The organism is Mycobacterium liflandii, from assembly GCF_022354805.1.
Lineage (GTDB): Bacteria > Actinomycetota > Actinomycetes > Mycobacteriales > Mycobacteriaceae > Mycobacterium > Mycobacterium marinum.
The window spans coordinates 1,820,923-1,835,377 of sequence record NZ_CP023138.1 but is presented as its reverse complement, the minus strand read 5'-3'; the positions used below and the strand labels follow the sequence as shown (position 1 = coordinate 1,835,377).

10 protein-coding genes and 2 pseudogenes are annotated in these 14,455 nt (G+C 68.7%); 2 read left to right on the top strand and 10 right to left on the bottom strand.

Features of this window, described 5'->3' with window-relative positions; translation table 11 throughout:
- Positions 1-14 precede the first annotated feature (14 nt).
- From CKW46_RS08405 to eccCa, 9 genes and pseudogenes are all read right to left on the bottom strand, one after another.
- Entirely contained in the window at positions 15-1,412 is a 1,398-nt protein-coding gene (locus tag CKW46_RS08405) for a hypothetical protein (protein ID WP_117435256.1), read from the bottom strand.
- Positions 1,413-1,414: 2 nt separating this feature from the next.
- Positions 1,415-1,726, bottom strand: a complete 312-nt coding sequence (locus CKW46_RS08400) for a type VII secretion target (protein WP_011739126.1) — start codon at positions 1,724-1,726, stop codon at positions 1,415-1,417.
- A gap of 104 nt (positions 1,727-1,830) precedes the next feature.
- Positions 1,831-3,168 (bottom strand): phosphoglucosamine mutase, encoded by a 1,338-nt coding sequence (gene glmM / locus CKW46_RS08395; protein ID WP_117435255.1) that lies wholly within the window; start codon positions 3,166-3,168, stop codon positions 1,831-1,833.
- A 150-nt stretch (positions 3,169-3,318) separates the two neighbouring features.
- Positions 3,319-3,777 carry a 30S ribosomal protein S9 gene (gene rpsI / locus CKW46_RS08390; RefSeq protein WP_012392994.1) on the bottom strand — a complete coding sequence of 153 codons (459 nt, stop codon included), beginning with the start codon at positions 3,775-3,777 and terminating at the stop codon, positions 3,319-3,321.
- Positions 3,774-4,217: a 50S ribosomal protein L13 gene (gene rplM / locus CKW46_RS08385; protein ID WP_012392993.1), complete on the bottom strand. Its 444-nt coding sequence runs from the start codon at positions 4,215-4,217 to the stop codon at positions 3,774-3,776. The genes rpsI and rplM overlap by 4 nt, the downstream gene beginning before the upstream one ends.
- A gap of 238 nt (positions 4,218-4,455) precedes the next feature.
- Positions 4,456-4,752: a WXG100 family type VII secretion target gene (locus tag CKW46_RS08380; RefSeq protein ID WP_012392992.1), complete on the bottom strand. Its 297-nt coding sequence runs from the start codon at positions 4,750-4,752 to the stop codon at positions 4,456-4,458.
- A 15-nt stretch (positions 4,753-4,767) separates the two neighbouring features.
- Positions 4,768-5,121, bottom strand: coding sequence for a WXG100 family type VII secretion target (locus tag CKW46_RS08375; RefSeq protein WP_012392991.1), 354 nt, complete (start codon positions 5,119-5,121; stop codon positions 4,768-4,770).
- 62 nt (positions 5,122-5,183) lie between these two features.
- Positions 5,184-6,428 carry a type VII secretion-associated protein gene (locus CKW46_RS08370; RefSeq protein WP_117435254.1) on the bottom strand — a complete coding sequence of 415 codons (1,245 nt, stop codon included), beginning with the start codon at positions 6,426-6,428 and terminating at the stop codon, positions 5,184-5,186.
- Positions 6,425-10,110, bottom strand: a pseudogene (eccCa, locus tag CKW46_RS08365) (type VII secretion protein EccCa). Before eccCa ends, CKW46_RS08370 begins: the two are co-directional and overlap by 4 nt.
- A gap of 114 nt (positions 10,111-10,224) precedes the next feature.
- On the opposite strand from eccCa, the pseudogene eccD reads away from it, so the two are divergent.
- Together eccD and mycP4 are read left to right on the top strand one after the other, a co-directional pair.
- Positions 10,225-11,244: pseudogene (gene eccD, locus CKW46_RS08360) on the top strand (type VII secretion integral membrane protein EccD); the annotation flags it as partial.
- A gap of 357 nt (positions 11,245-11,601) precedes the next feature.
- On the top strand, positions 11,602-12,975 hold the full coding sequence (gene mycP4 / locus CKW46_RS08355) for a type VII secretion system ESX-4 serine protease mycosin MycP4 (RefSeq protein ID WP_117435266.1): 1,374 nt from the start codon (positions 11,602-11,604) through the stop codon (positions 12,973-12,975).
- On the opposite strand, the gene eccB is transcribed toward mycP4, so the two are convergent.
- Positions 12,865-14,373, bottom strand: a complete 1,509-nt coding sequence (eccB, locus tag CKW46_RS08350) for a type VII secretion protein EccB (RefSeq protein WP_117435253.1) — start codon at positions 14,371-14,373, stop codon at positions 12,865-12,867. The two genes, mycP4 and eccB, sit on opposite strands and share 111 nt — an antisense overlap.
- Between the last annotated feature and the right edge of the window lie 82 nt (positions 14,374-14,455).

The window sequence follows — 14,455 nt, the reverse complement described above, 5'->3', positions numbered from 1 at the left end:
GCTGTCTCGAGTTGTTACGGCCCGGCCTTGGGCAGCTCGTCTGCGGCTATCTCGCAGGGACTCGATGCCTCGCCGGCCGGCGCCGAACCGTCGTGCGGCGGCGCCTCGGGAACTCGCGGCGGCTGGGCGACCGGCGTGGCGGCCCCCTCGGGCACCGGCGTCCTGGCTTGTTCGCCAATCGGCATCGCGGACCGCTCGGCGCCATCGCCCGCCGGCGCCCCCGGCGGTGAACCGTCGGCGGCTTCCGGTGCCTCGCCGTCATCGGACTTCTCGTCACTCGCGCCGGTTTCGGTTGCCGCGTCGGGCTTTCGCGGCTCGCTAGGGTTCTCATCGCCGACGTCGTCGACCGCGTCCGCACCGGACCGATCTCCCCCATCCGCCGGGTCCACCGACCCGAGCGGATCGGCGATCGGTACCGCCGCCGTACCGAGTAGTTCTGCCAGCGCGTCGACAATGCGCCCGGCAAGCCCCGCTAGCCCACCGAGCCCGCCGGTTCCGGCGGCACCCAAGCCGCCGGGGCCGCCGAAATCACCGAGCGCTCCGAAATCGCCGGCATCTGTGGGTAGTTCGAGGCCAGCTCCCGGCGCCGGCGCGATGCCAGCCGGCACCGCCGGCGACGCGGCGAAGGCCGGTTCCGGATCCGGCGCAGGCGCGGAGGTGGCGGCCGCAGGTGCGATCGCCGCCAGCGCCGATGGGACCGGCGGCGATTGGCGTCCGGATCCGAGGTCGTCTGGGTGGTCGAAAGACACCGGCACCGACGAGGTCAGTCGATCGGCCAACGTCGTGTAGGCCGCGCCGATGCCGGCCGTCGCTGCGCGCATCGCGCCCAGCCAGTCGTCACGAATATCGTTGTCCAGATAGGGATTTATCTGATGGCGAACCAGCTCGGCGGCCGCACTGCCGGGCGCTGCTCCGGCACCGACCTCAGCGCAGGCGGCCAACCACGCCGGCCGCCGCGCCAGTGTGCGATCGTCGATGGCGATCACGCTTTCCACCTTCATGTCGACCAGACGCCATAGGTCCTCGCGCAACGATTCGCAGCCCAAAGCCGCCGCCCGAACTTCGGCAACAATGCGCTGCCCCGCCTCAACATGGCGTTGCAGAAAGTTGACCGCGGCGTCGGCTCCAGGCCCCGTCCAGGCCATCGCCAGCGCGCCGACCTGGCCGCGCTGCATCCCAAGCGCCTCAGCGATCGTGGCGCCGGCGGCGCGCAGTCGCGCGCAGTCACCGTCGAGTAGGTAGAGATCGAGGCCGTCTTCGCTGTCGTAGCGGTCGCCGATCGGATCAAAGCCCTTGGCCAGAAAGGGATCTTGGTAGCCGAGCTGTTGGCAGGCGCGTAGGTACCGCCGCGTGTGGTCCACGGCGGGCCGCCCTTCGTCGAGGCGCTGTGCCACCGCTAGCCCGTTGGTCACGATCAGGCGATCCGTGCCGCGGCGCCACGATCGGCATCAACGTAGTGGTTCGCGGCGGCGCGCATGGCGACCGCTATATCGACTGTGGCGCTGGACCATTGGGATAGCTGCGCACCCAAGCGCTCCAATCCGGCGCGCAGTGCATCACCGTGCGAAGGGTAGTCCCGGCCTGCCGCGGCCCCATCAAAAGTGAGCCTTGCCCAATGGTCGGCGATGGCGTTATCGATCAGCTCCGCCGCGGCGCACAGTCGCTCGGCCACTACCTGCACCGCCGCAACATCGATGCGTGAGTTTCTCGCGAGTTCGGGTCTCATGGATAGTCCGACGCCGGCCGGGGCGTCGAGGTTCCCGCTGAGCCGGGATTGGTCACCTCGATGGCGGTGACGGCAGCGAGCAACGAAATTCAGACGCCTGGTGGCTAGCCCGCGGCACTGACCGCGTCGGCGACGCTGGTGGCCAACCGATGCGCGGCTTCCTCGTCGGCCGCCTCGACCATCACCCGGATCAGCGGCTCGGTTCCAGAGGGCCGAAGCAAGATGCGGCCGGTGTCACCCAGCTCGGTTTCGGCCCGGTCTACCGCCGCCTGAACCGAAGGTGCCGCAGCCGCGGCCGCCTTGTCGGTGACCTGGACGTTGATCAGCACCTGCGGCAACGTTTGCATCCGCGATGCCAGAGCGGCCAGCGAGGCGCCGGTCGCCACCATGCGCGTCATCAAACGCAATCCGGTGACGATGCCGTCACCGGTCGAACCGAGTCCCGGCATCACGATGTGGCCGGACTGCTCACCACCGAGGCTGTAGTCCCCGGCGCGCAATTCCTCGAGCACATAGCGGTCCCCGACGCCGGTGGTGCGCATGTTCACGCCGGCCTCGCGCATGGCCAGGTGCAGACCGAAGTTGCTCATCACCGTGGTCACCAACGTGTCGGAGGCCAATTCGCCCGCCTCCTGCATCGCCAAAGCAAGGACCACCATGATGGCGTCCCCGTCAACGAGGTCACCGTTGGCGTCGACGGCCAGGCAGCGGTCGGCATCTCCGTCGTGGGCCACACCCAGGTCGGCGCCGTGGGCAAGCACCGCCGCGCGAATCGCCTCCAGATGGGTCGATCCGCAGTCGTCGTTGATGTTCAACCCGTTGGGGTCGGCGTTGATCTCGATGACCCGGGCTCCGGCGGCCCGATAGGCGCGCGGCCCCACTTCCGAGGCGGCGCCGTGGGCGCAATCGACCACGACGGTCAACCCATCGAGTCGCGTGGTGCAGGCCTTGCTCACATGCCGCAGATAGCGGTCGGCGGCGTCCTCGGCGTCGATCACGCGGCCGATCTCCGAGCCAACCGGCCGCAACCCGGGTCCGGCCGCAACCAGACTTTCGATCCGGTCCTCGGTAGCGTCGTCGAGTTTGTGTCCGCCCGGACCGAAGATCTTGATGCCGTTGTCGGGCATCGGGTTGTGCGACGCCGAGATCATCACCCCGAAATCGGCGTCATAGGCACCGGTCAGGTAGGCCACGGCGGGAGTGGGAAGCACCCCGACGCGCAGGGCGTCGACACCTTGACTGGTCAAGCCCGCGATGACGGCGGCCTCGAGCATTTCGCCACTGGCTCGCGGATCGCGGCCAACCACGGCTACTCGCCTGCCCGGTCCGGTCGAACTGGCCAGGTGCTGCGCGGTAGCGGCGCCAAGGGCCAGGGCCAACTCGGCGGTCAATTCGCGATTCGCGACCCCGCGCACTCCGTCGGTGCCGAATAGTCGACCCATGCGGACAAACCTCTCACAGTTGACGTTCTCGCGCCTAACGTGCGCTTCCCTTTCTGCCCGCAACCGTGCGCGTTGACGCGACGACACGCCGAAGGCACACCGAAAACAACGCACAACGTTGCACGGTCGCGGCCAGAAAGTGATCGTTAATCAGCGCTTGCTGTACTGAGGCGCCTTGCGGGCCTTCTTCAGGCCGTACTTCTTGCGCTCGGTAGCACGCGGGTCACGGGTGAGGAAGCCAGCCTTCTTCAGCGCGGGCCGGTCCTCCGGGTTTGCCACGATCAATGCCCGGGCGATACCCAGCCGCAGCGCGCCGGCTTGACCCGAGGGGCCGCCGCCGTGCAGCAGCGCAAAGATGTCGTAGCTCTCCAGCCGGTCGACGGTGACCAGCGGAGCCTTGATGAGCTGCTGGTGGACCTTGTTCGGGAAGTAAGCCTCGAGGCTGCGCCCGTTGAGGTCGAACTTGCCGCTTCCGGGCACCAGGCGCACCCGCACCACGGCTTCCTTGCGACGCCCGACGGTCTGGATGGGCCGCTCGAACACGAACGATTCGCTGTAAGTCACTTCAGCCTCGACAGCGACTTCCACTTCTGGGGTGGTTTCGGTCATTGCGCCACCTGCTTGATCTCGAACGGAACCGGCTGCTGCGCGGTGTGTGGGTGCTCCGGACCGGCATAGACGCGAAGCTTGCTCTGAATCTGCCGACTGAGCTTGTTCTTGGGCAGCATGCCGACGATCGCCTTTTCCACGACGCGGTCGGGGTGCTTTTCCATCAGCTCGCCGATCGAACGTTTGCGCAGACCGCCGGGATACCCCGAGTGGCTGTAGGCCATCTTGTTACGCAGCTTCTCGTTGCTGATGGCGACTTTGTCGGCATTGATGACGATGACGAAGTCACCGCCGTCGACATTGGGCGCGAACGTCGGCTTGTGCTTGCCACGCAGCAGGTTGGCTGCTGCGACGGCAAGGCGGCCAAGCACCACGTCCGTGGCGTCGATGACGTACCACGACCTCGTGGTGTCACCCGCCTTGGGCGCGTATGTAGGCACAGCGCTTACCTTCTCTTCTCTCGGGTGGATCCCGGTGTGACCCGGGTGCCGGTCAGGCGTTCACGGAGGGGCTGTCTCGGCGACCGGCATTGACCCGAGGCCCCGGCGTACCCGCACGCCAACCGAGCAGCTTACCGACGCGCATCCCCGCAGGTCAAAATGACTGTGTGGTCCCCACGGCTCTCCTCCGTGGGGACCACACAGGGTCTGTCGGGTGCCGCGGGATCAGATGGCGTGGCTAGCGGGCCCATCCGCCGGCCGCGCGGCGGTCGGCGCCGGCGACCTCGTCGGCGCCGTCACGGACGGCGTTACCCAGCTCGACCAGGATCTGGTTGAGCGCAGCGGCCGCTTGATGCCATTTGAACTGCTCGGTTTGATACGCGGCCGCCGCCTCTCGGGACCACAGCTGCTGCAGCGGTGCGATCTGTGACCGCAGCTGCTCGAGTGCGGCGTTGAAACGCATCGAAGTGATGTGAATCTCTTGGCGAACCGTGTGCTCGATCGCGTCAAAGTTGTACGACAGGACAGGGTCCACGGTGAATCCCTCCGATCACAGGTCCGCGCCGGCGGCGCCGATGTGGTGTGCGTGGTTCTGGCCGGCCTCACGCAGCAGGGCCTCGTTGTGCCGAATGGTCTCAGCGATCGTGTGCAGGGCGTGGTAGAGCCGTGTCGACTCTGCACCCCATCGATCCATCGCGTGTTTGAATCGCACCGCCGCCACCCCACCCCACACTGAGGCGGGCACATCGTTCATGCGGCCGATGAACGCCTGCAGCAGCGCCCGGATTTCTTCGTTGCGGGCGTCGGTGGTGGCGGCGACCGTGCGCATCAGGTCGAAGTCGGCACTCAACGTGTTCGACGCAGTAGACGTAGTGAACGGATTGGCACCTGCCGGACTACTCATACCCCTTAAGACCGGCGGCAGGCCGATTTGGTTCCACCCGGATGCCGCCCACCGTGCCCGGATCAGTGGACCGCGTGCGCGGATCGCACGGCCCGTTCACACACCTCGCGAATGGCCTCGGCCGCGCCGGTTCGGCTTTGGCATCCAATGCTGATCCGTACCGCCGTGTCCAGCACCACCGTCCATCGCACGTCGTGCCCGGTACGCACCTCCCGGTAGGTCACCGCAGGCCGGCCGGCGCTGACACCGGAGGGATCGAAGTCGACGAACACACCGGCGGGTTCGGCGTCGATCGCCCGTTTCAGCCGCTCCGCGGTGCCCGCAAGCGTCTCCCCCGGCACCGGCGATTGGGTCACGTGCAGGGCTACCTCGGGATCTGCCGGCGAGGTGATCTGTACCCGCATTGACCCGGGTCCCCCAATCACACGCTGCGTCGGCCAGCCCGTGGGAATCGCGACCGCGACGTGGCCCTCCACCAAAACCGTCGTCGGCGTTGCCGCAACCGCGGACACCGCGCGCCGGTCCGGCCGGGCAAGACCCGCCACCATGAGGACGGCCACAACGGTCGCGCCGATGCCGGCCACCGCTGGGCCCGCCAATCTCGTGATGCTCCGGTGCGGCGGTGCTGGAGCGGACCCCAACACCGGCTCCGTGGTCGCCGACCTCGCCAATCCGATCAGTCGCGGATCGTTGACCTGCGCGATGCGCTGGCCACCGACCAGGGCGGCGCAGATCGATGCCCCAAGCTCGGATGCCCCGGCAACCGCGCCCGGCGCGTCGATGACCACCGCTGTCCGGATGCCCGGCGTCATCGCGTCAACGGCGGCGGCGACCTCTTCGGCGGTGCGTTCGGGCTCGGCGCGACGCCGCACCGCGGTTCGATGCTCGCCGACGACCGCAACCAACCGATCGGCGATCTCGACCACGACGGTGGCCTCGGTTGTGGCCCGCCGCAACAGCCAGGACCGCGGTCGCAGCCAGACCTGGGCTGCGCGGTCAACGTGTGTGTCATCGGCTTCGTCGCCCGCGGCCCGGGCGGCGCGGGTAACCACGGCGACGCGCGCCGCCGACCACCACGACGGATGCACAACGATCATGCCGGCGCGATGGCCTTCGGCCAGGCGACGCAGGGTGGTCGACAAAAGGGACCACACCTGGACCGGCCGGTCACCCACCAACGCCACCGGGTCGTCGATGGCAGCCAGCGCGGCCGCGCACACCTCGATGTCAGCGACAGTCTCGGTGCCACAACACAGTCGGCGGATTGCCTGCGGGCCCGCCTCGATCATGGCGCGGTGCGCGTTCATCCGGGCTCAGTCCAGGCCACTTGGACCAGCCGCTCGTCACCGGCCCGGGTGACCAGGACGGCGCGGCCGGGCGGCAAGGGCATCGGCCGACCGGAGCCGAACAATGGTCCCTCATCGCAACGTCCGCTCATCATCAGCGCCATGCAGCCGAAATCTCGCAGCGCGGCGAGCAGCGGCTCGAACAGGGCCCGTGTGGCTCCCCCGCTGCGCCTGGCCACGATCAGATGCAATCCGAGATCGGTTGCGTAAGGCAGGTATTCGAGCAGCGCCAGCAGTGGATTGCTGGACGATGTGCATACCAGGTCGTAGTCGTCGACCATCAGGTAGATCTCCGGCCCAGACCACCACGACCGGTCGCGCAACCGAGCCTGGCTCAGGTGCGGGGCCGGCATCCGGGCCCGCAGCAATTCGACCAGCCCCGGCAGGAATGCACCCAATCCCCCCGCAGCTATCGCATGGCCGCCCAGGTACTCGGACTCGCTGAGACCGAGCAGTTCCCGCCGGAAGTCCACCAGGAAAAGCCGTGCCTGCGCAGCGGTCTTAGTCCGGGTGATCTCGCGGCACAGGGTGCGCAACGCGCTGGATTTTCCGCACGCATTGTCACCGAGTATCAGCAGATGGGCGTGGTGTTCGAAATCGACCGCGACCGGTTGTAGCCGGCGCTGCTGCAGACCCAGGAGGATCCGCCCGGATAGGGCCGCACCCGCGGCCTCGACCACGTCGCGATGCTCAACCCGCTGCGGCAACAGCGGGACCGCAGGCGCCCCCGAGCCGGCATGTTGTTGACTCACAACGACTTCAGCGACATTGGGCAATGCGATCATCATGTGCATCCCGTCGTCGCACAGGCCGCGGCCCGGCCGGTCCCGGGGTACCTGGCGCGCGCCTCGGCGATCCACCTCGGAATCAGCGGGATCCCCCAGGCGCAGCTCGATCCGGGTGCCCAGCTGATCCTTCAGTGACCCCCTGAGGTGAGCCCAGCGCGTCGCGGAGACCACCACGTGCAGGCCGTAGGAAAGTCCTTGCCCCGCCAGCGCAGTGATCGGTTCCTGCAGCTCTTCGAACTCATGGCACAGCGTGGCCCAACCATCGATCACCACAAACAGGTCGACGAGCCGCTGGGCGCCTGAATCGGCCCGGAGCCGGCGATACGCGGCGATCGAGTCGATGCCCTGCTCACCAAAGAGCGACTCGCGGGTCCGCAGGCAAGACTCGAGTTCGGCGACGATGCCCCGGATCAGGTCCGGTTCACCCCGGCCGGCGACCGCACCGACGTGGGGCAGGTCGCGGACCGCGGCCAGGGCGCCGCCACCGAAGTCCAGACAGTAGAACTGCACCAGGTCCGGGTCGTGGGTGGCCGCCAATGCGGTTATCAGCGTGCTCAGCGTGGTGGACTTTCCCGACTGCGGCGCGCCCACGACCGCGACATTGCCCGCGGCCGCGGTGAGGTCGATGGTCAGGGGTGTGCGGGACTGATCGAACGGCCGGTCCACCACCCCGATCGGCACGGCCAGTTCAGCGTGCTCTGCCGCACCGTCGCTCAACAGCGACGCCAGCGCGGGCGCCCGGTCCAACGGTGGCAGCCAGACCTGATGCGCGCGCGGCCCGTGGCCAGCGATCCGGTCCAGCACGGTCTGCAGAACGGTTGGCCCGGTTGCGGTATCCGCGCCGTCAGCGCCGCCCGTCCTGACGTCTCCGGTGGCTTCGGAGGTGAACGGCCGCACCGCGGCAGGTAGCGCCAGAGAATCGGCATCGGGCGGGCCCGCCGGAACCGGTCCCGATACAAACGCCGTTTCGAACCGGGTCAGCTCTGCGGTGGGAGAAGACAACAGGCCGGAGCCGGGGGTGTTGGGCAGCTCAAAGGCGTCCAGCGTTCCCAGGGGGGTCCGTGACTCGATGGCGGACAGGGTCTTGAGGCACACGCGATAGGACAGGTGGGCTTCGAGTCCACGCAATCGCCCCTCCTCGAGCCGCTGGCTGGCCAGTAACAGGTGCATCCCCAGTGATCGGCCCAGCCGGCCGATGGCGACGAAGACCTCGGCGAAATCGGGATGCTGACTGAGCAGTTCGGCGAACTCGTCGACGATGATGAAAAGCGTCGGCAGCGCGGCCAGGCCGGCGCCACGGCGGCGGGCATCCTCGTAGGCCGCGACGCTGACGAAATTTCCGGCCGTCCGCAACAGGTGTTGGCGCCGGTTCATCTCGCCGGCCAGCGCCTCCCCCATCCTCGCGACCAGCGGCGCTTGGTCGGCGAGATTGGTGATGACCGCGGCCACGTGCGGCGCCTTTTCCAGGTCGAGAAATGTAGCGCCGCCCTTGAAGTCGATCAGCAGTAGATTCAGTACCTCTGGCGAGTTGCGCACCATCATGCCCAGCGCGACGGTGCGCAGCAGCTCGGACTTTCCCGATCCGGTGGCCCCGATGCAGAGCCCATGTGGCCCCATCCCCCGCGCCGCGGGCTCCTTGATGTCCAGCAGCACGGGTGATCCGTCCGCGGTCGCGCCGATCGGCACGCAAAGCCGTTCGCGTTGATTCCGCTTGTGCCAGTGGCTTACCGGGTGATAGGTGGCGATTTCGCCGATGCCCAGCATCCTCGCCCAGTCGCCGGGGTGACCGCCGGCGCGGTCACCGCAACGGTGCGGCGCCAATAGGCGGGCACATACCAATGCGCTGACCTGATCCAACTCGTCGGGCCGCGTCAACGTCGTCGTTTCTCCGGCCCGCTTGACCACCACCTGCGTGCCGTCGGGTCCGCGCCCCACCTCGAGGACGGTGACACCGGCCGGCAACTGCTTGCCGTGTTCGTCGGTGTCGACGATCACCATGACCGGCAGCGCCACGGCATCGAAGGCGGCGCTGGCTTGCGTGATGTTGGGGTACACCATTCTTTTCTTTCGGCCCCCACCTCGTCGTGGTGACTCGGATGCTGGTTGTGCGGCAACCATTTCAGCCACTCCCACCCCGGCCGGTTGCGGTCGCTGACCACCGCGGCGACCAGCAGCTGATCTGGACCGTGCAACACAGCCATTTGGCACACCATCGCCCGAAGCAGCGCCCGTACCCGCGCCGGGTCGCCGCCGATGGTCACCACACCGGCGCCGTGTAGCGCGATGGCGATCGGGACATCGGTAACCCGCGCGTGGGCCTCGAGGAAGCGGCGCAGCGCGCTGACGGTGACCGGATCCGATCGGTGCGGGGGTGGCAGCGGCGCGACCACCAGGCGAGTGGCCAGCGGCTGGGTTCCAAGGCCAATGCGGATTCGGCAGAAATCGGCATCCGCGGGCCGGCGCTCCCACATCCGGGAGCCGCCAATCAACGTCCACACGGTGTCGGGTTCGGGATGGGTTCGGTTCGACGATATTCGCTGGGCTGCCGCGATTTCGGTGACGCGTTGCCGAAGCTCGCTCAGATATTGCAGATACCCCACCCGGTCTTGGTCGAGCCCGGCACCCCGGCGCCGACCGCGTGCGCTGACCGCCATCACCATCAGCGACAGCGACATCGTCGCCGGGAGGATCAACATCGTTGGGTTGCGCGCGCTCGGGGCGCCCGAGACATAGGTCGCTGCCATGGCAATCAAGGTGGCGATCGACATGGCCAGGGGCACCAGGCGCAGCAGCGGACCGGTCGACGTTGTCTGGGCCAGCTCCGGTGGTGCGGCAACCACGAGGTCCTCGGTCACAGTGCGACGACGCTAGGCAGCGGCCCGAGCGCCGGCAAGTCGCCTGTGCACAACCGGATACTGCGGCGCCGGAGGCGAACTAGCGTGCCAGTGATCCACCTGTCAGGGGGCCCGATGTTGTCTGGATCCGAACCGGGATTGTGCCGTGTCGCCGTGCATTCCGGGACTGCTGTCGTCGATCTTTCGCTACCGGCGGCACTCCCCGTCGCCGAGTTGATCCCCGCCATCGTCGAGAGTCTGGGCGGCCGCGATATCGGCGCGGCGCCCACGCGCTATCAGTTGTGTCCGCTGGGCGCGGGGGCGCTCCCGCCGTCAAAGTCTTTGGCGCAAAGCGGCATTCGAGACGGCACCGTCTTGTCGTTGAGCCGTTGCAGCGCCGAGCCGGCACCCGGGCCGCATGATGACGACGCTGAGGCGGTACTGGCAACGCTTCGCGGTAGCACCCGGCCGCCGTCGCGGCGCGCCAAGGAACTCACCGGCGCGCTGACCGCGGGTGGGGTTGGCGGGGTCGGCGCCGTGCTGCTGGTTCGCGACGCGCTGGGCAACACCGACCGCCACGGCGCGGCAACCGCGGTCGTGGCGATCACGTCCGGCGTCCTGGCCTTGCTCGTCGCCGGCATGACGCGACGGACCGGCCGGGAGCCTACGGCGGTGTTCACGCTGAACGTCATCGCCACGACGTTCGTGGCGGTCGGCGCACTGCTGGCGGTTCCCGGTCGGCTGGGTGTGCCGAATCTGATGCTCGCCGCGATGGGAGCGTCGGTCGCCGCGGCGCTGGCGATCCGGCTGACCGGTTGTGGTGGGGTCACCTTCACCGCCGTCATGTGCTGCGCGATCGTCATCGCCGCGGCCGCGCTATGCGGTGTGATCACTGGCGCCGCGTTGTATGTCGTCGGTTCATTGACCACATTGGCCGCCCTGGTTGCGCTGGAAGTGTCGGCCCGCGTGTCGATGGTCGTGGCAGGTTTGTCCCCAAAGCTTCCCGCAGCGCCCGGGTCCGAAGAAGCACCCGAGTTGGCGGCCCCGGATCTGTTGGCGACCAGGGCCATCCGGGCCGATCGCTGGTTGAACGGCCTGCATGGCGGATTCTCATCGGCTGCGGCCCTGGGCGCCGTCGTCGCCGTGCTTGGCAGTCAGCGCGCCATCGGACTCACCGCGGTCACCGGCGCGGTTTTGTTGCTACGTGCGCGCGCAGGTCGACGGGAGGTCCCGGTTGATGTTTTTGATCGCCGGATATGTCGCGGGCACAGCCGCATTCGCTGTCGCGGCCCCCGGCCTCGCCCAGCACGGGCCGTGGATCGCCATCCTGACCGCGGCATTGACCGCCCTGGCGCTGCATCTGGGGTTCATCGCGCCCACCCGGCCGCCTTCGCCCATCGCTTGTCGACTCATCGATGCGCTGGAGTTCAGCGCATCGGCCAGCCTGCTGCCGCTGGCCTGCTGGACCTGCGGTGTCTTCAGCGCCGTTGGTGGCCTGGGACTGACGTGGACATGACCTCGCGATTCGGACACCTGCTGGCGGCGTGTGCGCTCGCCGCACCGTGCTGGTGCGCCATGCCGGCGGCGCACGCGGTGACACCACCCCCGGTGGACGAAAGATGGTTGCCGCAACCCGCGCCGCCGGGCCCGCCCAGCCGCACCCAGCAGCGCGAGGTGTGTGCGGCGGCTACCTGGGCACCCGAGCGACCCGAGGCCGCCGCCCAACTCGCCGGCCTCGACCTACCCGAAGCGTGGCGGCTCACTCGCGGATCCGGTCAGCGGGTGGCCGTGATCGACACCGGGGTGGCACACCACCGACGGCTGGCACACCTGGTGGCGGGAGGCGACTATGTCTTCACCGGAGACGGCACCCAGGATTGCGATGCGCACGGCACCATCGTCGCCGGCATCATCGCCGCCGCACCTGACTCCGCGACAGACCAATTCAGCGGTGTGGCTCCCGATGCCACGGTGATCGGCATCCGCCAGTCCAGCGCCAAGTTCTCCCCCGTCGGCAACCGCTCCAGCACCGGAGTCGGCGACGTCGACACCATGGCCCGAGCCGTTCGCACGGCTGCCGATCTGGGCGCATCGGTCATCAACATTTCGACGATTGCCTGTGTTGCGGCCGAGAGCCCACCCGATGACCGAGCCCTCGGCGCGGCTTTGGCGTACGCCGTCGATGTGAAGAATGCCGTCATCGTGGCCGCGGCCGGAAACACCGGCGGTGCCGCCCAGTGCCCATCCCAGCGCCCCGAGACATCCCCGGATACCGCGACCGTCGTCGTCAGCCCCGCCTGGTACGACAACTACGTGCTGACCGTCGGTTCGGTCAATGACAACGGGGAGCCCTCGGCGTTCACCCTGCCCTCACCCTGGGTCGACGTCGCCGCCGGCGGCGAGAACGTGACCTCGCTCAACCCCGTCGGCGACGGAACCGTGAACGGCCTTGACGACCACGGTGGCTTCCGACCGCTGTCGGGCACCAGCTACGCCGCTCCCGTGGTCAGCGGACTGGCCGCGCTGATTCGCGCTCGGTTTCCAGCGTTGACCGCGCACCAAGTCATGGCGCGGATCATCTCGACCGCCCATCATCCGCCCCATGGCTGGGATCCCTTCGTCGGCAACGGCACCGTCGATGTGCTGGCGGCGGTGAGCAGCGACCCCGCCGTGCAGCCGGCTCCGGCCCAGCCAGGTTCGCCGACCCCAGCCGCGCCGGTCACCACGCCGCCCACCCAACCGGATCGCCGGGCCCGGATTACCGCATTGAGTGGATCAGCGATCTGCTTGATGGGGTTGCTGGCGGCATTGGCCTCCCGGGCATTCGGTGGCCGGTCCGGGAGCCGGCACCGGCGGATCCACCGCGACGACGTCGTAGGCGACTGACGCGCTCGCCCTGCTCAGTTCCGGCCCCTCCGGCAATGTCGCCAACATCGGCCACGGCGCCGCCGTCGGAGTCAACAGCCCTAGGTGACGCGCCGTGTCCTCGTCGTGAATCAGATACCGCACTCCGGCATCGGTGACGAGGTAGCGCCGGCCCAGGGGGGCACCCGAACCGGAGAGCCCGCGCGATGTCACATAGGCGCTGCGGCCCGGCGGCAGGTAGACGGCGTCCAGCGCGGGGCCGCGCCCGTCGGCCTGGACCAGGGGCAGCGCCCTCGCCCCAGCGGGCACGGGCAGACCGTCGCCGGCCAGAAACGCGACGTCGGGGCGACTTGCGTGCCTGCTCACCCAACTCAGGCACAACGTGGTGACGCCGGCGTCCAGCGGTTCGGACACCGTGTCGGGATACCCGGTGACCGGCAACGTCTCAACGATGGGCGCGGCACGGATCACGTCGGGGGCCACCGCGATCGCGTTGGCCGCCCCCTGCGAGTCGCTGAAACGCAGCAAGTCAGCGGCGACCTGGCCGATCCGCTGCACGCCCTGCGCCAACACCACGTAGTACGCAGCGCCACCCCCCGCTGTGATACTCAGCACAGTGCCGACCGAGAAACCGAGTTTCCCGGCCAGCGCCGGTTCGCCCGCATGGCCGATCCGCAACACGCTGATCGGCGGAACTTCCGGCACCGCGCTCAGCAACGACCGCGAGACGCGGTAGGGGGTCCGGCCTTCCAGCCGCAGCGCCCGCCGAACCGCGGGATCGGCCAGATCGACCACGGCCCGATGCCCGTCGTAGAGCAGATACGCCGGCGAACCCGACTCGGTCGCCACCAGAATGGTCTGCTCGGCGACAAGGCGACGAACCGACTGCTGGGCCGGACGCCCCACCAACAGGGTGGTCGCCGCACCACGGTCGGTGTCGCAGATCGTCCACGCCGACTCCTGCACCGGCAGCGACTGGCCAACGAACTGAGGTGCCCCCGGGATGCCCAGCAGCGGGCCACGTTTGGCGCGGATCACCTCCGCCTCACGCACCGGTTTTGGGTTGGCGCCGGTCCCGGCGATCAAACGGGCCGAGGCCAGGTTGAGCACCGGATGCCAGGTATCGCCCACGCGCACATACAGCGCGCCGGATTCGCGGCCCACCACGATCTGGGCATCGCCCAGCCCGACCTGCGGCCGCAGCAAAGCGCTGATCACACAGCCCACGAGGACGACGACCGAAAGCACGCAGCCCGCCGCCAATGACACCGCGGACGCCCGCGGGCGCCCGTCGGCCGGGTCCAGACCCCCGCGCAGCAACGCGCACTCGAGGCGCCGGACCAGAAAGCGGTAGGCGCTGACCTGCAGCCACGTCGTCGGCCGGCCAGGCGGCCAGCCCCGAGAATCCCCCGCATCCACACCGCCACGCTAGGCAGGTGAACGCGACATTCTTTGCGTTCATCCACAGGCCCGGGCCGGGGCCCGATTCGTTCGAGGTTTT